Origin of the sequence: Streptomyces microflavus, from assembly GCF_014650075.1 — a bacterium.
GTDB lineage: Bacteria > Actinomycetota > Actinomycetes > Streptomycetales > Streptomycetaceae > Streptomyces > Streptomyces microflavus.
The window spans coordinates 22,186-48,392 of the sequence record NZ_BMUG01000001.1 but is presented as its reverse complement, the minus strand read 5'-3'; the positions used below and the strand labels follow the sequence as shown (position 1 = coordinate 48,392).

At 72.9% G+C, this 26,207-nt stretch carries 13 protein-coding genes; 5 read left to right on the top strand and 8 right to left on the bottom strand.

Translation table 11 applies throughout. From position 1 onward, the window contains the following. The first annotated feature begins 2 nt into the window (after positions 1-2). A complete protein-coding gene (locus IE264_RS00165; protein ID WP_032759035.1) occupies positions 3-2,243 on the top strand; it encodes a bifunctional glycosyltransferase/CDP-glycerol:glycerophosphate glycerophosphotransferase in 2,241 nt (746 codons plus the stop codon). 55 nt (positions 2,244-2,298) lie between these two features. Here IE264_RS00165 and IE264_RS00160 read toward each other — a convergent pair whose 3' ends face one another. The 6 genes from IE264_RS00160 to IE264_RS00135 all read right to left on the bottom strand — a co-directional run bounded on the left by IE264_RS00160 (position 2,299) and on the right by IE264_RS00135 (position 13,102). Next, positions 2,299-3,441, bottom strand: a complete 1,143-nt coding sequence (locus tag IE264_RS00160; protein WP_032759034.1) for a glycosyltransferase — start codon at positions 3,439-3,441, stop codon at positions 2,299-2,301. After that, a complete protein-coding gene (locus tag IE264_RS00155; protein WP_032759033.1) occupies positions 3,438-6,362 on the bottom strand; it encodes a bifunctional glycosyltransferase/CDP-glycerol:glycerophosphate glycerophosphotransferase in 2,925 nt (974 codons plus the stop codon). The genes IE264_RS00160 and IE264_RS00155 overlap by 4 nt, the downstream gene beginning before the upstream one ends. Continuing rightward, positions 6,359-9,829, bottom strand: coding sequence for a bifunctional glycosyltransferase/CDP-glycerol:glycerophosphate glycerophosphotransferase (locus tag IE264_RS00150; RefSeq protein WP_032759031.1), 3,471 nt, complete (start codon positions 9,827-9,829; stop codon positions 6,359-6,361). Before IE264_RS00150 ends, IE264_RS00155 begins: the two co-directional genes overlap by 4 nt. Positions 9,830-10,047: 218 nt before the next feature. After that, positions 10,048-10,962 carry a TylF/MycF/NovP-related O-methyltransferase gene (locus IE264_RS00145; protein WP_015608898.1) on the bottom strand — a complete coding sequence of 305 codons (915 nt, stop codon included), beginning with the start codon at positions 10,960-10,962 and terminating at the stop codon, positions 10,048-10,050. An 11-nt stretch (positions 10,963-10,973) separates the two neighbouring features. Further along, positions 10,974-11,738 (bottom strand): methyltransferase domain-containing protein, encoded by a 765-nt coding sequence (locus IE264_RS00140; RefSeq protein WP_032759030.1) that lies wholly within the window; start codon positions 11,736-11,738, stop codon positions 10,974-10,976. Between the two features lie 107 nt (positions 11,739-11,845). Beyond that, positions 11,846-13,102 (bottom strand): CDP-glycerol glycerophosphotransferase family protein, encoded by a 1,257-nt coding sequence (locus IE264_RS00135; RefSeq protein WP_078657567.1) that lies wholly within the window; start codon positions 13,100-13,102, stop codon positions 11,846-11,848. 100 nt (positions 13,103-13,202) lie between these two features. Here IE264_RS00135 and IE264_RS00130 point away from each other — a divergent pair, with 100 nt between their 5' ends. Next, positions 13,203-16,934, top strand: a complete 3,732-nt coding sequence (locus tag IE264_RS00130) for a bifunctional glycosyltransferase/CDP-glycerol:glycerophosphate glycerophosphotransferase (RefSeq protein WP_190167555.1) — start codon at positions 13,203-13,205, stop codon at positions 16,932-16,934. Positions 16,935-17,019: 85 nt separating this feature from the next. Then, positions 17,020-18,243, top strand: a complete 1,224-nt coding sequence (locus tag IE264_RS00125) for a hypothetical protein (RefSeq protein ID WP_032759027.1) — start codon at positions 17,020-17,022, stop codon at positions 18,241-18,243. A 12-nt stretch (positions 18,244-18,255) separates the two neighbouring features. On the opposite strand, the gene IE264_RS00120 is transcribed toward IE264_RS00125, so the two are convergent. Then, complete coding sequence (locus IE264_RS00120; protein WP_015608903.1) at positions 18,256-18,864, bottom strand: TetR/AcrR family transcriptional regulator; 609 nt, start codon at positions 18,862-18,864, stop codon at positions 18,256-18,258. Between the two features lie 210 nt (positions 18,865-19,074). On the opposite strand from IE264_RS00120, the gene IE264_RS00115 reads away from it, so the two are divergent. Together IE264_RS00115 and IE264_RS00110 are read left to right on the top strand one after the other, a co-directional pair. Next, on the top strand, positions 19,075-19,980 hold the full coding sequence (locus IE264_RS00115) for an ABC transporter permease (protein WP_180288823.1): 906 nt from the start codon (positions 19,075-19,077) through the stop codon (positions 19,978-19,980). After that, positions 19,973-20,764 (top strand): ABC transporter ATP-binding protein, encoded by a 792-nt coding sequence (locus IE264_RS00110; protein WP_032759025.1) that lies wholly within the window; start codon positions 19,973-19,975, stop codon positions 20,762-20,764. The genes IE264_RS00115 and IE264_RS00110 overlap by 8 nt, the downstream gene beginning before the upstream one ends. Positions 20,765-20,890: 126 nt before the next feature. Here the strand turns inward: IE264_RS00110 and IE264_RS00105 are convergent, their stop codons facing one another. Next, the gene (locus IE264_RS00105; RefSeq protein WP_015608906.1) at positions 20,891-25,873 is read right to left on the bottom strand and encodes an NAD-glutamate dehydrogenase; all 4,983 of its coding nucleotides are present in this window, start codon (positions 25,871-25,873) and stop codon (positions 20,891-20,893) included. Positions 25,874-26,207 lie beyond the last annotated feature (334 nt).

Sequence of the window (26,207 nt, the reverse complement as noted above, 5' to 3'; positions counted from 1 at the left end):
TAGTGCCCCGGTTCAGTGTCATCGTGCCCGCATTCCGGGTCCAGGCGTATCTGCACGCGTGTCTGGATTCCGTGCTGGACCAGTCCTTCAAGGACTACGAGATCATCGTGGTCGACGACTGCTCCCCGGACGCCTGCGGCCCGATCGCCGACGAGTACGCCCGCCGGGACCCCCGCGTCACCGCTCTCCACCTCCCCCGCAACTCCGGCCTCGGCCCGGCCCGCAACGCCGGGATGGAACGGGCGACCGGCGACTACCTGATCTTCCTGGACGGCGACGACACCCTCCTCCCGGAGGCGCTCCGCACCATCGCCGACCGGCTCGGGGCGACCGGTGACCCCGATGTCCTGATGTACGACTACGCGCGGACGTACTGGTCGGGCCGGAGCGTACGCAACGTCCTCGCGGACCGGCTCGACGAGGCCGGACCCGCCTCCTTCCGGCTGGCCGACCGCCCCGAACTGCTGCAACTCCTCATGGTCGTCTGGAACAAGGCGTACCGCCGTGCGTTCGTCGAGGCCGAGGGGTTCGCCTTCCCGCCCGGCTACTACGAGGACACCCCCTGGACCTACCCGGTGCTGATGTCCGCCGGGTCGATCGCGGTACTGGACGCGGTCTGCGTCTCCTACCGGCAGCGGCGGCGCGGCAACATCCTCTCCACCACCAGCGACCGGCACTTCGACATCTTCGACCAGTACGACCGGGTCTTCGCGTTCGTCGACGCCCACCCCGAACTCTCCGTATGGCGGCCGGTGCTGTTCCGCCGCATGCTCGACCACTTCTGCGCGGTCTACGCCTCCCGGGACCGCCTCCCGCACCCCAGCCGCGCCGCGTTCTTCCGCCGGGCCACCGCCTCCTGCCGCCGCTACCGCACCCCGGGCGCCCCCGCTCCCCGCCGCGCCCAGCTCCGCCACGGCCTGATGCGGCTGGGCGCGCGCCGCACCTACCGGGCCCTGGCGGCGAGCAGGCGGATCGGCGACGGGCTGCGGCGGGGCGCGGCCGCCCTGCGCCGGGCCGTGCGGGGTGCGGCGCTCCAGGCGCACTACCGGATCCAGTTGCGGCTGCCGCTGCGCCCCCGGGACGCGGTCTTCGCCGCCCACGGGGGCGGGGGGTACGCCTGCAGCCCGGCCGCGATCGAGGCGAAGGCGCGCGAACTGGTCCCGGGGCTGCGGACCATGTGGATCTGCCGTCCCGTCGACGCCCACACCGTGCCGACCGCCACCCGCCGCCTGACGCCCGGGACCTTCGCGTACTGGAGCGCCCTGGCCCGCTCCGCGTACCTCGTGAACAACGTCGGCTTCGACCGGCGGCTGGTGAAGCGGCGCGGCCAGATCCTCCTCCAGACCCACCGCGGCACCCCGCTCAGGACCGTCGGCACCGATCTCCTGGACCGGCCCGCCGCCGCCGGGAGGACCGACTTCGAGCAGTTGCTGCGGGACGTCGACAAGTGGGACTTCGCCCTCTCCGCCAACCCGCACACCACCCTCGTACGGGAGCGGGCCTACCCGTCCGCGTACACGACGCTGGAGTACGGCTCCCCGCGCAACGACGTCTACCACCGCACCGGCCCGGCCGATGTGGCCCGGCTCCGCGAGACGCTCGGCATCCCGGCGGGCACCACGGCGCTCCTCCATGCGCCGACGCACCGCGACTACCGGCGCGTCCAGCGGCCGGCCCTCGATCTGGAGCGGCTGATCCGGGTGCTGGGGCCGCGGTTCGTGATCCTGGACCGCGCCCCCCGTGGGCGGGGCGGCAGGGGCAGCCGTACGCGTACGGTGACGACGCATCCCCGGATCATCGACGTCACCGGCCACCCCTCCCTGGAGACGCTGGCGCTCGCCTCGGACGCGCTGCTCACGGACTACTCGTCGCTGATGTTCGACTACGTCAACCTGGACCGCCCGGTGATCCTGCATCTGGACGACATCGAGGCGTACGAGGCGGCCCGCGGAACCTACTTCGACATCACGGCGTTCCCGCCCGGCGTCGTCGCGCGCAGCCAGGACGAGCTGTTCGACATCTTCGCCACGGACCACTGGCGGGGCTCGCGCTCGGCGCAGCTGCGGGCGGCGTTCCGGGCCCGGTTCTGTCCGTACGACGACGGGAACGCCGCCGAGCGCGTGGTGCGCCGGGTCTTCCTGGGCGAGACGGACGGGCTGCCGCTCCCGGTCCCGTCCTCGGCCCGGCGGGCGGTCGTGCCCGCCCAGCACCACCAGGCGGGGGCGCGGGCGGCCCGGGGCTGAACCGGGGCCACCCGCAAGGGCGGCCTCAGAACCGGGGCCACCCGCAGGGGCGGCGTCACCGCTCCAGGAACGCGAACAGCTCCTCCCAGCGCCGCGCCACCTCCGGTTCGGAGAACCGCTGGACGCCCGAGCGCGCCCGGTCCCCCAGCGCGTCGCGCAGCCGGGGGTTGCCGGTCAGCCGGAGCAGCCGGTCGGCGAGGGCGGCGGTGTCCCCGGCGGGGGCGAGGAGGCCGTCCTCGCCGTCCCGGACGATCTCGCGGACCCCGGGCGCGCAGTCGAAGGCGGCGCACGGCACCCCGCCGGCCATCGCTTCCAGGAGTGCGAGCGGGAAGCCCTCGCCCCGGGAGGACTGGACGAAGACGGAGGCGGCGGCGAGGGCCCCCTCCACGTCGTCCGTGCGGCCCATCCACTCCACGGACCCGTCGAGCCCGAGGCCGGTGCAGCGGGCCTTCAGTGCGGCCTCGTCCTCGCCCGTCCCGTACACGCGCAGCCGCCAGTCGGGGCGCTGCGGGGCGACCAGGGCCCAGGTGTCGAGGAGGAGGTCGATGCCCTTCTGGTCGGTGAGGCGGCCGATGCTGGCCACGGTCCTCGCGGTGCGCGGGGAGGGCACGTGGGGCAGGTGGGCGAGGGCGTTGGGCAGGAAGCCGACGTTGTTCATCCCGTCGCCCGCCCACCGGTCGGCGTCCTCCTCGGTGAGGACGAGCCAGTGGTCGATGTCCTTGTAGTGGTTCTTGATCCAGCGGTAGCGGTGGCTGGCGCGGGAGTAGTCGTAGGACTCGTGGCTCATCCCGATCACCCGCAGCCCGGCCGTGTCGGCCTCCCCGACCCACTCCATCGCCCAGACCTGGCTGACGACGACGACCCCGCCGGGCCGGGCGGTGGCGAAGAGTTCCGAGAGCCGCGCGACCGCCCGCCGCTTCTCGGCGACCCGGGCCGCCTCCCGGCGCCGGCTGGGGATGCGGAAGCGGTCCCGGATGCCCTGGGGGGCCCAGGGGGTCGGCGGGTGGGCCGGGTAGAGGGCGGTGACGGGGTGGCCGGGGCTCTCGGGCAGGGCCATCTTCCGTTCGGCGGCGTGGATGCCGATGATGTGGACGCGGTGGCCCTGCTCGGTGAAGAGGCGGGCGGTCTGGTGCGTCCAGGCGGTGACCCCGCCGAGTTCGTCGGTGCTGTTGGAGACGATGAAGATGTCACGGCTCATCGGCCGGCCCCCCGGTCGTGGTCGGTGGTGTGGCGGACTCCCCGGCGGGCGCCCTGGCCGGCCCCCTGGCGTGTGCCCTGGCGGGAGAACACCGCTGCGACGACCTGCCGGGCCGCGTCCCCCTGGTCGTAGGCGCCGAACTTCTCGGCGAAGGAGGCCCGTTGTTCGGCGTGCCGGGTGTCGGACTTCTTCAGCTCGGCGAGTTCGGCGAAGAGTTCCTCCTGCGTGGCGGTGACCGGGCCCGGCGCGCTCTCCCGCAGGTCGAAGTAGCTCCCGCGCTCGGCGGCGTACGCGTCGAGGTCGGGGGCGTACAGGATGACGGGCCGGTCCAGCAGCGCGAAGTCGAACATGATCGAGGAGTAGTCGGTGACCAGGACGTCGGCCAGGGCGAGGATCTCGCTGACGTCGTGGTGGCGCGAGACGTCGATCACCGTGCCGGGCGGGCAGACGGGGAGCCGGGCGGCCTCCAGGTAGTGCGCCCGGACGAGGAGGGTGTACGTGTCCCCGAACCGCTCGGCGAACTCCCGCACGTCCAGGAGCAGTCGGCGCCTGGCCTGCTTCCCGCCGACCGGTCCGCCCCGGAACGTCGGCGCGTACAGCACCACCTTCTTGTGGTCGTCGATCCCCAGCTCCCCGGCGAGCGGCGGGCGCGGCAGCCGCCCCTCGGTCTCGGCCCGGGTGCGCTCCGCGATCAGGGCGTCGTTGCGCGGGTAGCCGGTGCGCAGGAGCCGGTCCTCGGGCAGCCGGTAGGCGTGGGCGAGGGTCACCTCGTCGTGCTCGGAGCGGACGAGGAAGTGGTCGAAGCGGTGCACGGCCTGCTGGAGGCGGTCCCGCTGGGGGGCGTTCTGGAGCTGTACGCGCCTCTCGTCGAAGCCCATGCGTTTGTACGCGGAGCCGTGCCAGGTCTGGAGGTAGGTGGTGCGGGCGGGCTTGCGCAGGTTCTGCGGGAAGCCCTGGTTGTCGACCCAGTACTCGGCGCGGGCCAGCGCCCACACGTACCGCCAGGACCAGCGGCGTACGAGGCGGGCGTCGTCCGGGAATCCGGCCGGGGAGGTGTCGTAGGACCAGGTGGGGCGGAGCTTCAGCCCCTGGCGGCGGATCTCCTCGTGCAGGGCGCGCGGGCTGTCGCCGTAGCAGCGGCCCATGTGGCTCTCGAAGACGACGGAGCCCCGGCGGACGGGGAGCCGGGTGAGCCAGGTGTTGTAGAGGGACGCCTTGAAGCCCCGGGAGCGGTAGCGGTCCAGCCGTTTGCGCAGGGCGCGGACGAGGAGCTTCGCCTTGCGGGCGGGGCGGAAGTGGGTGGCGTACCGGACCAGGCGGTGGGCGGTCCGGGCCGGGCGGCGGCGGGCGGTGAGGCGGAGCGCCAGGTGGTCCTTGAGGGTGATGTAGGGCTCCCAGGTCTCCCCGGTCAGCCTGCCGAGCCGGGGGCGGGCGGCGAACCGGACGGCCCCTTCCACCAGGTCCTGGGGGCCGAAGAGGTCGCTGACGGACCGGACGCGGCCCAGCTCCCCGTCGGCTTCCACGATCAGCCGCGCGTCCCAGGCGGTGTCGCGGACGCCGAGGGGGCGCAGGAGGCGGGTGACGTCGGCGCGCGCCCCCCAAGTGATCCCGTTCCCGTCGTGGCGCAGCTCCGTGACCGGGAACGCGACGGCGCGCGCCCCTCCCCGGGCCCGGAACTCCAGGGTGGCGGTGAGGGGCGTGTCGGGGCCGGGTCCGGTGTGCGGGGGCAGCACGAGGCGGCCCGCCAGCAGCAGCCGGCCCTCCTCGGCGGTGCAGCGGGTGAGCCGGTTCATCAGCCGGGCCTCGCCGAACACCCGGTACTGATGGCCGAGTTCGGTGACGTCGACCGCTACGGCGCCCTCGGCGGACCCCTCGCCGCCCTCGCCTCCCCAGCACACCCGCCCGTCCGGCCCCGTCGTCAGCGGGGCGCAGATGGTGGCGGGCCGGCTCAGCGCGTACGCCGCCGTCAGGACGCCCTCGGCGTCGCCCCGGGCCAGCAGGGCGACCGCGACCCGCTCCAGCGGCGGCAGTCCCTGGGGTACGGGGGCGGTCAGGACGCGGGCGGCCGTGGCGGCGGTCCGGGTGCGGCGGGCGGCGGGGAGGCGGGGGAAGGAGCGGGCGAGCGGCACCAGGTGGTCGCGGGCGAAGGCCAGCTCCCGCTCCTCCCTGAGCTCGGGCAGCCCGTGGGCGTCCAGGGTGTTGGCGACCCGGCGGTGGGCCTCCACCAGGGCGGTGAGGTCGCGGGCCCGGTCGGGCACGGCCCGGCCGGTCACGATCAGCCGCCGCACCAGGGCGATCCGGCCGACGGCCGCCGCGGCGAGCGGGCCGAACAGGACCTCGCCGTGCGCCAGGTCCTCCTCGTACCGCAGCCCGTGGCGCCGGACGGCCTCCCGGCGCAGGCAGAAGCCGGTCACCAGGGCGTCCCGGACCACGAGTCCGGGCGCCTCGGCGAACCGGGTGACGGTACGGGAGCGGACGAACAGCTCGTCCTGCCAGGGCGGTTCCTGTTCCTTGCCGCCCTCGTCGGCGGTCCGGCTCCACCGCCCGGCGACCAGGTCGGCGCGGCTGCGTTCGCCCGCCTGCCAGAGGTTGCGGCAGGCGTGGCGGTGGAGGCGCTCGCCGGGGGTGAGCACCAGGACGTACCGGCCGGTCGCCGCGTCCAGCCCGGCGTTGCGCAGGGCGCCGGTGGTGCGGGCGGCCGGGTCGGCGTGGACGAGGCGGACCCGGCCGGGCGCGGAGTCGGCCAGGGCACGGGCGGCGGTGCGGGTGGCCGCTCCGGCGCCGGAGGCGAGGACGACGAGGGCCTCGCAGCCTTGCAGCGACTGGCCGAGGACGGAGGCGACGGAGGCGCGGAGGGCGTCGGCGCCTCCCGCCCCTTCGGTCTCCCCGCCGCCGGTGATCACACAGCTGAAGTCGGTCATGCCTGCGCCTCCCGCTGCCCGGAGCCGTCCTTGAGCATGCGGTCGACGACCTGCGCGGCCGCGCTCCCGTCGTCGAGATCGCAGAACGCCTCGCGGAACCGCTCGTACGCCTCCCGGTGCCCGGCGACGGCGGCCTCCGGGTCGCGCAGGGCGGCCACGACCTCTGCGGAGCCGGGGATCAGAGGGCCGGGGGCGCGGTGCTCGAAGTCGAAGCAGAAGCCCCGCAGGGTGTCCCGGTAGTGCGCCAGGTCGTAGGTGTGGAAGAGCATCGGGCGGCCGGTCTGCGCGAAGTCGAACATGATCGAGGAGTAGTCGGTGACCAGGACATCGCTGATCAGCAGCAGTTCGGAGACGTCCGGGTGGCGCGAGACGTCCCGGACGAAGTCGGTGCCGGGGACGCTGCCGCCGACGAGGTAGTGGCGGCGGACCAGGAGCACATGGTCCTCACCGAGGGCCTCGCGGGCCTGGTCCAGGTCGAGTTGGAGGTCGAGTTCGTACCGTCCGCCATGCCGGGGCCGGTCCTCGCGCCAGGTCGGGGCGTACAGGACGACGCGCCGCCCCTCGGGGATCGCGAGCCGCTCCCGTACGGCGGTGGCGATCTTCGCCCGGTCGGGCGCGTACAGCAGGTCGTTGCGCGGGTAGCCGCACTCCAGCACCTCGCCCGAGTAGCCGAAGGCGCGGCGCAGGACGGGCGTGGAGAAGCTGTTCGGGGAGACCAGCACGCTCCACTGTGCGGACCGGCGCTCCATGGAGGCCATGTAGGCGGCGTCGGCGTGCGGGGTGCCCGCGAGGTCGCGGCCGATGCGCTTGAGGGGGGTGCCGTGCCAGGTCTGGACGACGCACTGCCCCTCGGCCCGCTCGAACCACTGGGGCAGATGGGTGTTGGTGACGACCCAGCGGCTCCGGGCGAGCGCCTCGTACCACTCGGCGCTGTGCAGGGCGATGGCCCGGACCCCTTCGGGCACGGCCGCCTGCTGGTCGCGGACCACCCAGAGGTGCTCGATCTCCGGTGCCCGGGAGGCCAGTTCGCGGTGGATCGCGCGGGGCGAGTCGGAGTACTGGCGGCCGTCGTAGCTGGCGTAGAGGACGGCCGGGCGCAGGTGGTCGCGGTCGGTGGCGCGGAGTCCGGCGTACCGCTCGCGCTGGATCCGCTGCCCGTACGGACCCTGCTCGGTGACGGGCAGGACGCTGCCCGACTCAAGGACGAGCCGGTCGTGGTGGCGGCGCTGAAGGGTGAAGGGCCGCCCCTCCGCCTCACGTTGGAGGGGGAGTCCGGCGTGGAGCGGGGTGGTCAGACGCAGTGGCCGGTACGCGTCGGGGTCGCGCTCGCCCGGCTCGCGCAGGAAGAGGTACCAGCGCCCCTCGGCGAGCGGCAGCGGCCCGCCCGGCCCGTCGACGGCAGCGGGGTCGACCACGGCCCGGAAGACGCCTCCCTCCCCCAACTCCACGGCGATGACGGCCTCTTCGTGGTGGCCGCTGTGCCGCGCCACCAGCTCGCCGATGACGCCGGACGGCTCCGGGAAGGCGCCTTCGAGTACCAGCTCCCCGCCCTCGGACCACGCCACGGAGGTGATGACGGGCTGCACGGCCCGGTCGGTGAGGACGACATCGCCGGACGGGTTGGGGCCCACGTACAGTTCGCGGCCACCGGGCAGCGGATAGCGGCCGTTTTCGGCATCGGCCGGGGCGGCAACAGTCAACCGTCCCCTCCCGCCGACCAGTTGTACGCCCCAGATCTCGTCCTTGCCCCGGAAGGCACTCAGCGGGATATCGGCGGCGCGGGACCCGAGGGAGCCGCGCAGGGCGAACTCCTGCGTGTCCTTGGTGCGCCACTCGGTCAGCCGCAGCGCGACGGGCCCGTCGTCGTCCAGGACCTTCACGTCCAGGTGGAGGGAGTCGTCGGCGGCCGAGTGGCCGGTGAGGACGGCGGGGACGCGTTCGGTGCGCAGCTCCAGCTTGTTGCCGGACAGGACGGGGACGACCCGGGTCCGCTCGTCGGTGTACAGGACGGCGGGCGGGGCCGGGGTTCCGGTGAGCCGCATCGGGCCCCGGCGGACCCGCCCCGCGCCGAACAGGAGCGACTCCAGCTTCCAGGTCGTACGAGGCCCCTTGCCCCGGGCAGCGATCGCGCGCGGGTCGACGACCGCCTCGAACCCGGCGCGCGCGTAGCGGTGCAGGGAGCGCCCCGAGCGGGCGGTGGCCTCGTCGCGGCCGGAGCCGCCGGTGGGTCGCAGGCGCAGCGGGACCAGCCGCTTCCCGGACCGCAGCCAGCCCAGCCGCGGGGGCCAGCCCGGCGCGTTGCGTACGTAGGCGTACCCGGTCAGCCGCAGCAGCCCGTCCCGCCACACGGCCTCGGTGAGGTGGGCGTGGACGGGGAGGTCGGCGGGGGTGAGCGCGGTGGCGGCGGGCGGCAGCGGGTCGCGGACTGCGGGGTGGTGGGCACGGGGGCGGAGGAGGCCGCGTACGTGGAAGGCGGCCCGGTCGCTCTTCTCCTCGCCGAGCAGCGCGAGGAGTTCGGCGATCCGGCGCTCCCGGATGAGCTGCCACTTGACCCGCAGGTCCAGCGGCAGACCGGCGAAGACCTCGGGGGCGACGGTGGCGGCGAAAACCCCCGCGTGGTCGAGGAAGGCCTCGTGGAACTCCTCGTCACCGCCGGGCAGGGCCTCGATGAACAGCCACAGGTCGCCGGAGAGCGCGTGCGCGTCGTAGCGCCGCTTGGCCTCGGCCATTCCCTCCCGGCCGGCGAGGAAGTCGCTGACGGTGGTGACGGCGGTGACCCGGTCGCGGATGCCCTGGGGGACGGCCCGCCGGGTGGTGATCGAGCCGTCCCGGTCGCGCCAGTGGTAGACGGGCTCCTCGACCACGTCCACCGAGCGGGCCAGGAAGTGGGCGGGCAGGACGACGGCGATGTCCTCGTACAGCACGCCCGTCGGGAAGGAGAAGGAGTGCTCATCCCAGAAGGTGCGGCGGAACACCTTGTTGCAGGCGATGCGGTCGCCGAGCAGGATCCAGTCCCGGGTGACGTGGGTGGCCGGCCGGGCCTTCTCCATCGGCTTGCGGAACATCGGGGACTGCTCCAGCGCCCCGTTCGCCCGCAGCCGGAGCACGTTGCCGGTCGCGAAGTCGGAGCCGGAGCCGTCGAGTTCGGCGAGCATCCGTTCGTATGCACCGGGCGGGACGACGTCGTCGCTGTCGACGAACGTGAGGAACTCCGCAGCGGGGTCCGCCTCACGGACTCCGGCGTTACGGGCCGCGCCCAGACCGGCGTTCTCCTGCCGGATCAGCCGGAAACGAGGGTCGCGGTCCACGAACTCCTGAGCCAGAACAGGCCCGTTGTCCGTGGAGCCGTCGTCCACGAGGACGACCTCCAGGTCCGCCATGGTCTGTTCGGCGAGCGAGGTCAAGCAGACACCGAGGTACTCCTCGACGTTGTAGAGGGGGACGACGACGGTGAGACGGGGTGCCATCGCAGCGCACGATCCTTCCGGGCGGACGACATCGGGGGGATGACCATCAAGGGGGATGAGGGGGCCACGGTGTACAACCCGCACCCCCGGGCCCGGTCACCCGAGGGAAGCCATTCGGGTGACGGAGGGGGGCGGAGTCACGCGTACGGGGGCGCGCCGGTGACACGGCCGAGCCCCGTACCGGGGAGGGGCACGGGGCTTGGGTGGGGTCCGGCGGATCAGGGCTTGACGGCGATGCGGCCCTCGTCCATGCGCAGCAGCAACAGCCGCTCGCCGGTCTTGTCGAGGAACTCGTCCACGGCCTGGCGCGATCCCTGCCAGTAGCCGTAGTCGTCGATCAGCAGCACACCGCCGCTGACCAGCCGGGAGTACAGGTGCTCCAGCTCGTGCTTGGTGGAGGCGTACCAGTCGGTGTCCAGGCGCAGGATCGAGATCTGCTCGGGCGCCTGCCCGGGGACCGTGTCCTCGACCCGGCCCTGCACGTAGTGGACGCGCTCCTTCGGGTACGGGACGTTCTCGAAGCCCGCCTTTACGTCGTCCAGCGAGGCGACCGCCCAGATCGGCCGGTCCTTGCCCTGGGCGTCCAGCAGCTCCTGCGCCGGGCGGCCGTCGCGCCGCAGGTCCTCGGCGGTGGGCTCGGTCATGCCCTCGTACGTGTCGAAGAGGTACAGCTCGCGCTCGGTCTCCCCGACGGAGAGCAGGGTCCGGGCGCAGGCCTGCATGGAGCCGCCGCGCCAGACGCCGCACTCGACGATGTCACCGGGGATGTTGTGCCGGGCGATGTAACGGGTGGCGAGGATGAAGGCGTTGAGGCGCTCCGGCGAGGTCATCGAGTAGGGCTTGACCGCCCGGATGATGTCCCTGGCCTCGTCGTCGTAGTCCTCCGGGAAGGCCGGGGAGGGCTTCTTCGCCGGGGACTTCTTCGTCTCCGGCTTCTTCGCCTGCCCCTCCTCGGCTTCCGGCTTCGGGGGCGCCGGGGCCGGGGTCGAGGCCGCGAGGGATTCGGCCGGGGCCGTGCGGGCGGCGGGCACCGTCACGCGCCTGAGCTGGTATCCGGTGAGCTGCTGAAGGACGCCGTTGACGGCGTTGCGCCAAGCCATGGACCGGGACAGTACGCGCGGTTTGTGGCGCATGTCACTTTTCGTCAACCTGCCATTGATCGGGGCGGATTCTGTTCGAGTGCGGGCGCCGGCTCCGACGTCTGCGCGGGCACGGACTTCGGGCGCCCGCACTGTTCCCGGCCGTCGAGCGGAGGGGGCAGCGGGACACCGTCCACGCCACCGACCCGGTTCGCCCACCACACCGCCAGCTCCCGTACGGCGAACATCGTCAGCCGGGGATAGCCCTGCGGCTTGCGGAACACCCCCACCGAGTCGCCCCAGTAGGCGGCCTTCCTGTCGATGGCCCGGTAGTCGTGCCAGATGCCCTTCTGCGGCGGGAAGTCCGTGTAGGCCTCGCGGAGTTCGAGCCGGGAGTGGGCGGCCAGCGCCCGGAACCCGTCCGGGTAGTAGCGCCAGCAGTCCTGCGCATCGTGGACATGGCCGCGCGAGGGCGCGGTGATGAAGGCGTGGCCGCCCGGCTTCAGAACCCGGGCGATCTCCAGCATGGAGGCCCAGAAGAACGGGATGTGCTCGAACGCCTGCCCGGAGAGCACGACATCGGCGCTGTTGGAGCGGGCGGGGATGCGGTACGGCTTCTTCATCACCGCGTCCACGTTGGGCCCGTCCTGCACATCGACGCCGAAGTAGTCGATGGGGTGCTTGGCGAGGAGCGCCCGGTGGGTGCGGGTCTGCTTGCCGGAGATACGGGAGCCGAGGTCGACGACCCGGTAGGTGCCGGACGCGGGCCCTTCGGCAGGCAGATACTCCCGGATGCAGAGTTCCATCTGCTCGTAGGCGGACCGGTGCATGGACGTCTCCCAACCTGGCGGTGTGCGCGAGCTGTTGGAATCAACGACCGGGCGGGGCAGAGGGAGCGCACGGAGTCGCGGGGCCTGAGCCATTCGGGTGGCGGACGTCAGTGCGGGAGGCCGGAGCGCGGGAGGCCGGAGTGCGGGAGGCCGGAGTGCGGGAGGCCGGAGTGCGGGAGGCCGGAGTGCGGGAGGCCGAAGAACCGCCGTACGACCCGTTCCGCCGCGTGCCCGTCGTCGTACGGGCAGAACCGCTCCCGGAACGCGGTGCGCAGCGCGGCCGAAGCGGGTGAGCGCCACTCCCCCGTACGGAACGCCTCGACCAGCTCGCCGGAAGTGGTGGTGACCGGGCCCGGGGTGTCGCCGGGCCGGCCGGAGAGCAGGTCGAAGTAGGTTCCGCGCGCTCCCCGGTAGGCGGCCCAGTCGGGGGCGTGGACGACGACGGGGCGGTCCAGGCAGGCGTAGTCGAAGGTCAGGGACGAGTAGTCGGTGATCAACGCGTCGGCGGCCAGGCAGAGTTCTTCGACCCGGGGGTGTGCGGTGACGTCCAGGACCCGTCCGTCCACTGTGCCCGCGGCTCCGGCGGAACGCCCGTAGAAGTAGTGGGCACGCACCAGGAGCACGTATTCCGGGCCCAGTTCGCGGGCGAGGCGCTCGGGGTCGAGATCGGGGAGGAAGCCCTCGCGGTAGTCGCGGTGGGTCGGGGCGTAGAGGAGTGCGGTCTGTCCTTCGGCGATGCCCAGTCCGGCGCGGATCTTCGCGATGTCCTCGGCGGTGGCGGTGAAGTAGACGTCGTTACGGGGGTAGCCGAGGTCGAGCCGTTCGTACGGGCCCGGGTAGACACGGTCCCAGACCTCGGTGGTGTGCGGGTTGGCGGAGAGGCTGAAGTCCCACTGCCCCACGTGCGCAAGGATCTTGGCGAAGTCCGCCTTCCGGGCCAGGGCGGGGTAGGCCCGCTGGTCGAGCCCCATCGTCTTGAGCGGGGTGCCGTGGTGGGTCTGGAGGTAGCGCTGGCCGCGGCGCTTGGTGAAGCCGCCCGGGAAGCTGGAGTTGTTGACCAGGTAGGTGGCGGTGGCCATGGCCCGCCAGTAGGGCCGCGAGCCCTCGATGACGTACGGGACACCGGCGGGCATCCGGTCGCGGTACCGGGAGGAGACGACCCACAACCCCCTGATGTCCGGCGCCAGTTCGCGGGCCTTGGCGTGGATCGCGGCGGGGTTGCAGGCGACGCCCCGGTTCCAGTAGGCCCCGTAGACGGCGAGGTTCGGGTCGAGGGGGCGGTGGAGGTCGGTGCGGTAGGCGGCCCGCATGACCTGCCGACGGACGAACCGCTTCACGGATGCTCTGGTGGGCCTGGAGGGCATGGCAGCCGAGGGTAATCGCGGGCCCGGTGGACGGGGGGCCGCGTTCACCCGTTCGGGTCAGCGCCGGTGACCACGGGACCCGCCCTCTGTTGACCAGGACATGAAGCCACCCCTCCTCAGCGTCGTCGTCCCCGTCCACAACGTCGAGGAGTACCTTGAGGACTGCCTGCGGTCGGTGGCGGAGCAGACCCTCGCCGCGATCGAGGTGGTGATGGTCGACGACGGCTCGACGGACGGCAGCGCGGCGATCGCGGAGGCGTTCGCCGCCCGGGACGACCGCTTCCGGCTGGTCCGGCAGAAGAACGCGGGCCTCAGCGCGGCCCGCAACACCGGCGTCCGGCACACCACCCCCACCGTCCCCTACCTGGCGTTCGCGGACAGCGACGACTTCGTCGTCCACGACGCGTACGAGCGGATGGTGGCCTCGCTGGAGTCGACCGGTTCCGACCTGGTGACCGGCAACGTGTGGCGGCTGACCGGGCAGGGCCGGCAGCAGGCGTGGCAGTACCGCTGGCTGACCTCCACGCGCCCCCGCACCCACATCACCCGGGACCCTCGCCTGCTCGCCGACCGGGTGGCGTGGAACAAGGTGTTCCGGCGCTCCTTCTGGGACGCGCACGCCTTCGCCTTCCCCGAGGGGAAGCTGTACGAGGACACCCCGGTGATGATCCCCGCCCACCATCTCGCCGGGTCCGTCGACGTCCTGCACGAGCACGTCTACTACTGGCGGGTGCGCGAGGGGTCGATCACCCGGCGGCGTACGGACGTCACCGGCGTACGGGACCGGATCGCCGCGTGCGAGCAGGTCAGCGCGTTCCTGGGCGAGCACGGGGACGCGGAGCAGCGGCGGGCGTACGACGCGTCCTGTCTGCATGACGACTTCGGGTACTTCCTGGACGGCCTGCCGATGGGCGGCGACGCGTACCGGGCGGCGTTCCTGGAGGGGGCCGGGGCGTTCGTCGACCGGGCGGGGGAAGGGGTGCTGGAGGGGCTGCCGGTGGAGCTGCGCATCAAGTGGCGCCTGGTGCGGGAGCGGCAGATGGGTGAACTGCTGGCGGTCCTCGCCTTCGAACGGGCCAACGGGACGGGCGTGTTCGCCGTGGAGGGGCCGCCCGGGCGGCGGCGGGCGGCGTACCCCGGCGTGCGCGGCGCGAGCGCCCGGCTCGCGCGCACCGACGTACCGGCGGTCGCACGGCTCGTGGAGGCGCGGTGGGGCGCGGACGGGAAGCTCCGGCTGCGCGGGTACGCCTACCTGCGCAACCTTCCGGCCGGGTCGGCGCGGCAGCAGCTCAAGGTGGGGATGGTCCGGGCGGAGGGCGGGGGCCGCGGGGGGCGGGCCGTGCCGGTGCGGATGGTTCCCGTGCGGTCGGTCTCCATGCCCGAGGCGACGGTGAACTCCGGTCAGGAGCTGCACGGTTACGACCACGCGGGCTTCGAGATGGTCCTGGACCCGGACCGGCTGCCCGCGACGGCGGACAGCGACGGCGGAGGCGGCTGGCTGGTCGGGCTGGTCGTCGCGGCGCGCGGGACGGTACGCCGGGTGGCGGTACGCGCCCTGGACGCGGGCGCGGACCAGCCGCTCGTGCACGACCTGGGCGACGGGCGGCGGGCAGTGCTCGACCACCGGGGCGGGCGGCTGCGGCTGCGGGTGTGGCGGCCGGGGGCGGTGGTGGAGGCGAGCGGGGGCGCGGAGGGGGGCCCGCTGGAGCTGACGGGCCGGTGCTTCGGAGGCCCCGGGCCCGTGGCGGTCCTGCTGCTGCGCGAGGGAGCCGAGGAGCGTTCGTTCCCGGTGGAGTGCGGGGTGGGTGGGGCTGACGCGGTGGGCGGGGCTGAGGCAGGGGTCGGTACGCCGGGTGGGGCCGGCGCGGTGGGTGGGGGGCGCGGGACGCCGAGTGGGGCTGACGCGGTGGGCGGGGCTGAGGCAGGGGTCGGTACGCCGGGTGGGGCCGGCGCGGTGGGTGGGGGGCGCGGGACGCCGTTCACGGTGCGCATTCCGCTCGACGGCCTCGCCGCCGTACCGGCCGCCCCGCACCGGGCCCCGCACGAGGTCGGGGCGGAGACCGGCGCGCGGTGGCGGACCCGGCTGCTGCTGGCCGACGGGACCCGCGTCCGGCTGCCCGCCGCCCCGGACCTGCCGCCGCCCGCGTGTGCGGACGCGGCGGGAGAGCTGGTGGTGGACCTGGCCGGGCTGCCGGTCGCGGATGCGGTGGAGCGCACAGCCGAGGGGGGCGTGCGCGTCCGGGGGACGTGCGCTCCGGCAGCCACCGCTTCGGGGACGTACGCTCCGGCGGCTCCGGCTCCGGCGACAGACGCTCCGAAGGCTTCGGCTTCGGGGGTGGACGCTCCGGCCTCAGCGCTCCCTGAGGCAGCGGCCGAAACCCGTGCCCGTCTCGTCCTCCGCCACGAGACCCTGCACCACAGCGCCCCGGTCGCGGAGGCCGCCGTGGACCGCGTGACGGGCCGGTTCTCGGCGTCGATCGCGCCGCCCCTCCCCGAAGGCCGCTGGGCCCTCCACCTGGACGGCCGCCCCGTGCGCGTCCTCACCTCCCTCGCCGCCCACCTGCCCTGCGGCGACTCCGCCCTGGCCCTGGAGCGGCGGAACGGTGACCGGCTGACCGTCGTGGCGGGAGGGGCGCTCCCGGTCGCCGAGCGGAGCGCGTACAGCAGGCGGCTCCTGCGCGACGCGCACCACCCCGCACGGCGCACCACCGCGCACCTCCCGCTCCTGGACACCGTCCTCTACGCGGGCGGCGACTCCCCGCGGGCCGTGCACGCCGAGCTCGTACGCCGGGGCACGGAGACCGAGCACCTGTGGGTCACCGGGACGGCTCCCGGACGCACGACGCACGTCCCGCCGGGTGCGCGGGCCGTTCCCGTGCACAGCGCCGCCTGGTACGAGGCGCTGGCCCGCTCCCGCCGGATCGTCACGGACGAACAACTGCCCGCGTGGTTCGAGCGGCGCCCCGGGCAGACGGTCGTCCAGACCTGGCACGGCACCCCGCTCGGCCGCTTCGGCACCGGCCTGACGGACACCCTCTACGCCGACCACCAGCATCTCGCCACCCTGGCGCACCGATCGGCCCAATGGTCGGTGCTGGTCTCCCCGAGCCGCTTCGCCACCCCGTTGCTGCGCAGCTCGCTGGCGTACGAGGGGGAGGTGCTGGAGGCCGGATCACCGGCCAACGACGTGCTGTTCCCGCCGGACCGGGACAAGGCGGCCGAGGAGGTCCGGCGCACGCTCGGCATCCCGGAGGACCGCCGGGTCGTGCTGTACGCGCCGACCTACCGCGACCACCTGGCCCACCCCCCGTCCGCCTCCCCCGACCCGTCCGACCGCACGGCCCCGGGCCCGTACCGCTGGGATCCGGCCCTCGACCCGCAGGCCCTCGCACGCACGCTGGGCCCCGGCCACACGGTGCTGGTCCGGCTCCACCCCCGGGTCACCGGCGGGGTCCAGGACGGGCCCGGCGTGCTCGACGTCTCGCACCACCCGGGCGCGGCCGGTCTGCTCCTGATCGCCGACGTCCTGGTCACCGACTACGCGGGGCTGATGTTCGACTTCGCGCTGACGGGCCGCCCGATGCTCTTCCACACGTACGACCTGGAGCACTACCGCGACACCGTGCGCGGCTTCTGTCTGGACTTCGAGACCCGGGCGCCCGGGCCGCTGCTGGTCACGACGGACGAGGTGGCGCAGGCGCTGCGTTCCATCGGGGCGCTGGCCGCCCGGCACGCGGACGCGTACGAGAGCTTCCGGCGCGACTACTGCGACCTGGACGACGGCCGTGCGGCGGCCCGGGTCGCGGACCGGCTGCTGGCGGACGCCCTCTAGGCGGCCCACGGCCCGCGGCCCGCCGCCCGTCCCCCGGAAGAGTGGCGGGCGGGAGGGAAGGCCCCGCGCACGGAACCCATGATCTGTGCCCCTCTCCTCCGCCACACCCGCCCCGTCCGACGCTCCTCCCCCCGCGCCTCCTCCCCGGGCGGCCGATGACGACGAGCTTGTCGTAGCGCCCCGGTGGCTGCCCTCGCCGTACGTCCTGCTGGGCGGGCTGCTGTGGGCGGTGCTGTCGGCGGCGGCCTGGCAGGTCCCGATGTGCTGCGAGGCCGGGCTCAACGCGGCGGTCGTCGAACGGCTGCGGAGCAGTCTGCTGCACCCGTCGTTCCCGATGACGGACCTGCCCGCCGTGGCCAGTGCGCACTACTCCCCGTACGCCGTTCTGCAGGGCCTCACCGCCCGGGCCGGCGGGCTCTCCGGGCAGTTCGTGCTGGTGCTGTCCGCCGCGGTGAACCTGGCGCTGCTGCTGACCGGGATCGGCCGGCTGGCCCGGCTGCTGACGCCGAACCGCTGGGTGCCGGTCCTCGCGCTCATCCCCCTGGCCCTGATCCACTGGGCGGACCCGGGGCGGTGGAGCGCGCCGAGCACGTTCGCCGTGGCGGTCACCCTGCATCTGTGGGCCTGGACCGGCAGCGCGGTCACCCGGGTCCCCCGGCCGGGCTCCGGGCGGCCCCCGGGAAGGGCGCCCCGGTGGGCGGAGGCGGCCGGGATCGGCGTCCTGCTCGGGCTCGTCCTGCTGGTCCATCCCCCGTCGGCGCTGGGTGCGGCGCTGGGCGTCGTCGCGCTGATCGCGGTGCGGCAGCGGACCCGGATCCGGCCGACGGTGCGGAGGTGGGCGGTGGCCGGGCTGTGCGCGGCGACCGTGGCGGCGGTGTGGCCGTACTACAACGGGCTCACCGCCCAGCCGGCCCCGTCGTCCGCCGGGGCCACGAGCCGCCCGGAGACCGGCGGGGCGCCGGTGACCGGGGAGCCGTACACCTGGGCCACCGCGCACGTCCCGCCCGGCGAGGTGGTGCTGACGGACAGCCGCCCGGCGATGTACGCCCTGGCCGGGCACGGCGCGTACGTGCTCGCGGACGGGCTGCCGGACGCGGGGCTCGCGGCGGCGGAGCGGCGCGAGCGGAGCCGGGCGGTGGCGGCCTACCTGGATTCGGCGACCACGCAGGAGCAGCGGAACCGGATCACCGGGCGGTACGGGGTGCGGTGGGTGCTGCTGACCCGGTTCCAGAAGCTGCCGGGGGACGCGGCGGTGCTGGCGTACAGCCCGCGTACGGGTGAGGTGCTGGCGCGCGTACCGGAGCGGTGAGGTCTCCCTGGTTCAACCGTTGCGCAGCGCGGCGACCGCCGAGGCCGCCAGGTCGTCGAGGTACCCCTTGGGCAGCTCGCCCCGGACCACGACCAGCCGCCAGTAGAGCGGCCCCACGATCAGGTCGAGCGCCCGGTCCGGATCGCTCCCTTCCGGCAGCTCCCCCCGGGCCACCGCCTCCCTGACCACCACGGCGGCGACGCCCTGCTGCTGGTCCAGGAGTGCGGCCTTGATCGCCTCGGAGATCTCCGGATTGCGGGCCGCCTCCACCAGCAGGTCCGGGATGACCTGCGAGGCGACCGGGTGGCGCAGAGCGTAGGCGGCGAGTTCGAGGACGGCGCGCACGTCCCCGTACAGCGAGCCGGTGGCCGGCGCGGGCATCCCCTGCACGGCGACGGCCGCGACGAGGTCGAGGACGAGGGCGAGCTTGGACTTCCAGCGGCGGTAGACGGCGGTCTTGCCGACCCCGGCGCGCCGCGCGATGCCCTCGATGGACATCCGGGCGAACCCCACCGCGGCCAGTTCCTCGAAGACGGCCGCGCGGATGGCGTCGGTGACGTCCTCGCGCAGGACGGCGGCGCCTGCGGGGGCGCGGCGGCGGGTTCCCCGTTCGGTGGTCATGGCCCGAATGATAGTGCGCGACGACGGGACGGTTGCGTTGCGACGTACATGCGTCCTACTCTCACCGTTACGACGATACGGTCCCGTCCCAACGAGGGCGTCCCCACGGGGCCGTATCGTTCCGCTCCACTTCCCCCCTCCCGCTTCCGTCGAAAGCGATCGTTCGTGGTGAGCCAGACAGCAGCTCCGCCGTCCCCGGCGCCGTCCTCGGTGAGCGCCCCCGACCAGGCCGTCCCCGTCTACGCGCCCGGCGAGCTGGCCGCGCTCGCCGCCCGGCACGGTCTGACGGTCAGCGGTGCCCGGCCCTCGCTGCCCGCGTACATCCGGCAGCTCTGGGGGCGGCGGCACTTCATCGCCGCGTTCGCGACGGCCAAACTGACGGCCCAGTACAGCCAGGCGAAGCTCGGCCAGGTCTGGCAGATCATGACGCCGCTGCTGAACGCGACGGTCTACTACTTCATCTTCGGCGTCCTGCTGAACACGAAGAACGGCGTGGAGGACTTCGTTCCGTTCCTGGTCACCGGGGTCTTCATCTGGACCTTCACCAGCAGCTCGATCACCGCGGGCACCCGCGCGATCAGCGGCAACATCGGCCTGGTGCGGGCCCTGCACTTCCCGCGCGCCTCACTGCCGGTGGCGCTGGCGCTCCAGCAGCTCCAGCAGCTGCTGTTCTCGCTGGGGGCGCTGACCCTGATCCTGCTGGTGTTCGGCCAGTACCCGCGCCCGTCCTGGCTGCTGGCGATTCCGGCCCTCGCCCTCCAGGCGGTGTTCAACACCGGGGTGTCGATGGCCGTGGCCCGGCTGACGGCGAAGACCCCGGACATCGCGCAGCTGACCCCGTTCGTGCTGCGGACCTGGATGTACTCGTCCGGTGTGATGTGGAGCCTGGACCACCTGCTCAAGGGGGAGCGGGTGCCGCACGCGGTCATGGTGGCGCTGGAGTACAACCCGGCGGCGCTCTACATCAACCTCATGCGGTACGCGCTCATCGACAGCTACAGCGCGGCGCAGCTGCCCCCGCACGTATGGGCGGCGGCGGCCGGGTGGGCGCTGCTGTGCGGGGTGGCGGGATTCGTGTACTTCTGGAAGGCGGAGGAGACGTACGGACGTGGCTGACCTCAAGGACACCTCTGCGGACCATCGCGTCCCGACCGTCGTCGTGGACGACGTCCACATCACGTACACGGTCAACGGCGCCCGTACGGGCAAGGGCAGCGCGACCTCGGCGCTCAGCCGGCTCACCACGCGCCGCCGTACCCCCGGCGCACGCCAGGTGCACGCCGTGAAGGGCGTCAGCTTCGCCGCGTACAAGGGCGAGGCGATCGGCCTGATCGGCTCCAACGGCTCCGGCAAGTCGACCCTGCTCAAAGCGGTCGCGGGCCTGCTCCCGCCGACCCGGGGCCGGGTCCACACCCAGGGCCAGCCGTCGCTGCTCGGGGTGAACGCGGCCCTGATGGGCGACCTGACCGGCGAGCGCAACGTGGTGCTGGGCGGACTCGCGATGGGCATGACGCGGCAACAGATCCGCGAGCGCTACGACGGCATCGTCGACTTCTCCGGCATCAACGAGAAGGGCGACTTCATCACGCTCCCGATGCGCACGTACTCCTCCGGCATGGGCGCCCGGCTGCGCTTCTCCATCGCGGCCGCCAAGAGCCACGACGTACTCCTGATCGACGAGGCGCTGTCCACGGGCGACGCGAAGTTCCAGCGCCGCAGCAGGGACCGCATCAAGGAACTGCGCGCCGAGGCGGGCACGGTCTTCCTGGTCAGCCACAGCAACAAGTCCATCACCGAGACCTGCGACCGGGCACTGTGGCTGGAGGCGGGCACGCTGAGGATGGACGGCCCGGCCAAGGAAGTGGTGACAGCGTACGAGGCGTTCACCAAGCGCAAGTAGCCCTTTCCGGCCCGCCCACCCCGCCCAGCCACCTCCAGCCCGTCCGGCGTTTGAGGACGGACCCCCACGCCGAGGGGGCCGGCGCCCATAACTGGCCCCGGCCCCCTCACCCCCGTACGGCAACGCCTACGCGTGCGTACGCAGCAACGTCCGCATCGTCCGCATGGCCACCGACAGATTCGCCAGATCGAACGCGTCCGACCCCTGGATCTCCTCCAGCGTCGACCGCGACCGGGCGAGGATCGCCGCGTTCTTCTCCTCCCACGCCCGGAACCGCTCCTCCGGCGTGGACGACCCGTTCCCCACGCTCAGCACATCCGACGTGAGCGCCGCGTGCGCCGCGTACAGGTCCTCGCGGATGGAGGCGCGGGCCATGGACTGCCAGCGGTCGGCCCGCGGCAGCTCGATGATCCGGTCCATCAGCTGGGTGATCCGCAGCCGGTCCGCGAGGTCGTAGTACACCTCGGCGACCTCCAGCGGGTCCTTGCCCGTCCGGTCCGCGATCGCGACGATGTCCAGCGCCGGGAAGGCGGAGGAGAACCCGGCGACCCGGACCGCGAGCTCGTCCGGGACACCCACCGAGGTGAGCTCGTCCAGGATCGAGTGGTACCAGTCCAGGTCGGCGCCCCGCAGCAGCTTGGGCAGCTCGTTCCAGACCTGCTCGACCCCGTCCCGGAACCCCTCGATGGTCTCCGCGATAGCGACGGGCTGCGGCCGGTTGCCCAGCAGCCAGCGCGACCCTCGCTCGACCAGGCGCCGCGAGTGCAGCCGGATCCGGGTCTGGACATCGGCGGCGACCTGGTTGTCGAGCGCCTCGACGGCGTCCCACACCGAGGAGAGGCCGAAGATCTCGCGGGCCGTGAACTGGGCCCGTACGATCTCCTCGATCGACGCCCCGGTCTCCTCCCGCAGCCGGTGCAGGAAGGTCGAACCCGCGGTGTTCACCGTGTCGTTGACCAGCACCGTCGTGATGATCTCGCGCCGCAGCGCATGCCCGTCGATCGCCTCCGGGAACCGCTCGCGCAACTGGCTCGGGAAGTAGGCGTGCACGAGCTTCTGCAGGTGCGGGTCGTCGGGCAGGACTGTGGAGATGAGCTCGTCCGCCGTCGTGATCTTCGTGTAGGCGATCAGCACGGCCAGCTCGGGCTGGCTGAGCCCGGTGTCGTTGTTGAGCAGTTCGCGGATCTGCCGGTCGGTGGGGAGGAACTCCAGCGCCCGGTCGAGCGCCCCGTCCTTCTCCAGGCGCCGCATGAAGCGCTGCTGGGCGTGGAGCAGGGAGGGGGCCTGGGCGGAGGCGTTGGAGAGGGCGACGTTCTGCGCGTAGTTGTTGCGCAGGACGAGCGCGCCGACCTCCTCGGTCATGTCCGCGAGCAGCTTGTTGCGCTGCTTGACGGTCATGTCACCGTCCCGGACGAGCCCGTTGAGCAGGATCTTGATGTTCACCTCGTGGTCGGAGGTGTCCACACCGGCGCTGTTGTCGATCGCGTCGGTGTTGATCCGGCCGCCCTTGCGGGCGAACTCGATACGGCCGAGCTGGGTGGCGCCGAGGTTGCCGCCCTCGCCGACGACCTTGGCCCGCAGGTCCTCGCCGTTGACGCGGATCGCGTCGTTGGCCTTGTCGCCGACGTCGGCGTTCGACTCGGAGACGGCCTTGATGTACGTGCCGATGCCGCCGTTCCACACCAGGTCGACGGGGGCCTTGAGGATGGTCTGCATCAGGTCGGCAGGCGTCATCTTGCTCACCGAGGCGTCGATGCCGAGCGCCTCACGGATGTGGTTGTTCAACGGGATCGACTTGGCGCTGCGGGCATGGATCCCGCCGCCCGCGGAGAGCAGCCCCGTGTCGTAGTCGGCCCAGGAGCTGCGGGGCAGGTCGAACAGGCGGCGGCGTTCGGCGTACGAGGTCGCCGCGTCCGGGGTGGGGTCGATGAAGATGTGCCGGTGGTCGAAGGCGGCGACCAGGCGGATGTGCTCGGAGAGCAGCATCCCGTTGCCGAACACGTCGCCGGACATGTCCCCGACGCCGACGACGGTGAAGTCCTCGGTCTGGGTGTCGTGGCCCAGCTCCCGGAAGTGCCGCTTGACGGACTCCCAGGCGCCGCGGGCGGTGATGCCCATGCCCTTGTGGTCGTAGCCGGCCGAGCCGCCGGAGGCGAACGCGTCGCCGAGCCAGAAGCCGTACGCGACGGCGACCTCGTTGGCGATGTCGGAGAAGCTCGCGGTGCCCTTGTCGGCGGCGACGACGAGGTAGGTGTCGTCCTCGTCGTGGCGGACGACGTCGGCGGGCGGCACGACCTCGCCGGCGACCATGTTGTCGGTGATGTCGAGGAGCGCCGAGATGAACGTGCGGTAGGCGGCGATGCCCTCGGCGAACCAGGCGTCCCGGTCCACGGACGGGTCCGGGAGCTGCTTGGCGACGAAGCCGCCCTTGGCGCCGACGGGGACGATGACGGTGTTCTTCACCATCTGCGCCTTGACCAGGCCGAGCACCTCCGTACGGAAGTCCTCGCGCCGGTCCGACCAGCGCAGACCGCCGCGGGCGACCTTGCCGAAGCGGAGGTGGACGCCCTCCACGCGCGGCGAGTAGACCCAGATCTCGAACGCCGGGCGGGGCGCGGGCAGGTCCGGGATGGCCTGCGGGTCGAACTTCATCGAGACGTAACTGTGCGGGGTGCCGTCGTCCGCGTTCTGGAAGAAGTTGGTGCGCAGGGTCGCCTTGATGACGGTGAGGAAGGACCGCAGGATCCGGTCCTCGTCCAGCGAGGCGACCTGGTCCAGGGCCCCGTCCAGCTCCTCCAGCAGACCGTCGGTGAGCTCCGTGCCCGCGCTCTGGCGGCCGGGCGACATCCGGGCCTCGAAGAGCGAGACGAGCAGCCGGGTGGTGTGGACGTTGTTACGGAGCGTGGACTCCATGTAGTCCTGGCTGAAGGTCGAACCGGCCTGCCGCAGGTACTTCGCGTAGGCGCGCAGCACCACGGCCTGGCGCCAGTTCAGCCCGGCGCCGAGGATCAGCGCGTTGAAGCCGTCGTTCTCCGCCTCGCCCCTCCAGACCGCCGCGAACGCCTCCTGGAAGCGGGCGCGGGCGTCGTCGGCGAGGTGGCCGGTGTGGCCGTTGGTCTGCGGCATCCGCAGCCCGAAGTCGTAGATCCAGGCGTGGGTACGGTCCGCGCAGCGCAGCTCGTACGGACGCTCGTCGACGACCTCGACACCGAGCTGCTGGAGGGCCGGGAGGACGGCGGAGAGGGAGACCTGCTCGCCGGTCCGGTAGATCTTGAAGCGGCGCTCGCCGGGGCCCGCGCCGACCGGCTCGTACAGGCTGAGGGCGAAGTCCTTCTCGCCCTCCTTGAGGGTCTCCAGGTGGACCAGGTCGGCCACGGCGGCGCGCGGCGAGTGGTCGGCCTTGTAGCCCTCGGGGAAGGAGTGGCCGTACTGGCGCTGGAGTTCGGCCGCGCGCTCCTCGCCGAGCTCGGCGTTGAGCGCCTCGCCGAAACCGTCGGCCCAGGAGCGGGCGGCCGCGACGAGGCGGGCCTCGATGCGGTCGGCGTCGGCGTCGGTGAGGTGCGCCAGCTCGGTGCCCGGCGGGACCCGGATGACGAAGTGCAGCCGGGAGAGGATCGATTCGGTGTTCCAGGCGGTGAAGTCGACGCTGGTGCCGCCGAGCTCCTCCTTCAGGATGTCGATCAGCCGCAGGCGCACGCCGGTGGTGTACCGGTCGCGCGGGAGGTAGACGATCGCGGAGTAGTAGCGCCCGTACTCGTCCTGGCGCAGGTAGAGCCGCAGCCGACGGCGCTCCTGGAGGTAGAGGACGGAGGTGACGATGGCGCGGAGCTGGTCGACGGGGGTCTGGAACAGCTCGTCGCGCGGGTAGGTCTCCAGGATCTGGAGCAGGTCGCGGCCGTCGTGGCTGTTGTACGAGAAGCCCGCGCCCTCCACCACTTCGGCGACCTTGCGGCGGATGACGGGCACCCGGCGCACGGACTCGGTGTAGGCGGCGGAGGAGAAGAGGCCGAGGAAGCGGCGCTCGCCGACCACGTTGCCCTTGGCGTCGAACTTCTTCACGCCGACGTAGTCGAGGTAGCTGGGGCGGTGCACGGTGGCGCGGCTGTTGGCCTTCGTCAGGACGAGGAGCTTGTGCTCACGGGCCTTGGCGCGGGCGTCGGCGGGCAGCCGGTCGAAGGACGGGCTGACCGGGTGGTCCTCGTCCACGTTGTGCTGCGGGTCGGAGCGCAGGATGCCGAGCCCGGTGCCGGGTACGGCGGCGAGCGCGTCGCTGTCCTTGAGCTCGTACTCGCGGTAGCCGAGGAAGGTGAAGTGGTCGGCGGCCAGCCAGCGCAGCAGCTCGCGGGCCTCCTCGACCTCCTCGTCGGCGAGGTCGTCCAGCGGCTCGCCGGGCAGGTCTTCGGCGATCCGGAGGGCGGCGTCGCGCATCTTCCCCCAGTCCTCGACGGTCTCCCGTACGTCGGACAGGACGCGCAGCAGGTCGGCGGTGATCTGCTGGAGGTCCGCGCGGTCGGTCTCGCGGTCGATCTCGACGTGGATCCAGGACTCGACGAGGGCGTCGTGCGGCAGCTCGGCCTTCCCACCGCGCTTCGGGGTGCCGGGGCCGCCGGTGAGCACCTCGATGAGCTTGCCGGTGACATCGCGGCGGACGGTGACCTGCGGGTGGATCACGACATGGATGCCGCGCCCCTGCCGGGACAGCTCGTTGGTGACGGAGTCCACGAGGAACGGCATGTCGTCGGTGACGACCTCGACGACGGAGTGGCTGCAGGTCCAGCCGTTCTCCTCGACGGTCGGGGTGTGCACGCGGACGTTGGCGGTGCCCTGCGGACGGTTCTCGGCCAGCCGGTAGTGCGAGGCGGCGGCGCCGTAGACATCGACCGGGTCCCGGCCGCTGAGGTCCTCGGGAGCCGTATGCAGGTAGTAGCGCTGAAGGTAGGCGAGCACCACGTCCTGACCTGGACGGGCGTCCTCGTCGGCCCCGGTGGCGGCAACCCGCACCCGGGGGGTACCGCCCGGGCCACCCACACCACCGCCCGGGCTGTTGTCAGCTACCTGGGCAGCCCGTGCGAGCAGCTCGGCCTTGGCTTCGTCCAGCTTGGTCTGCATGTCCTCTGGCTCCTGTCGCGCGCCGTTGCGTGACGTAGGTGAGAAAAACGACGTACCGCCACGACACGGGGTTTCCGGTCTGGGTCGACGCTATGCCGCTTCGAGAGTTACCCGGGAACACATGGGCCATTTTTGATGGCCGGTCCGGGGTCGGGAGATCGCGGATCGCCCGGGTGCGGTGGCACTCCGGGCGGCGGCCGGGGGCTTCGCTGCCCCCGAGGCGTATCGCGCTGATCACGGCACCAGGCTATCGCCCCTGTACCCCACCCCGTCATGAGCCGCATGTGTACAAAAGAAGACATCGAACTTTGACACTTCGGACAGTGCGGATCCC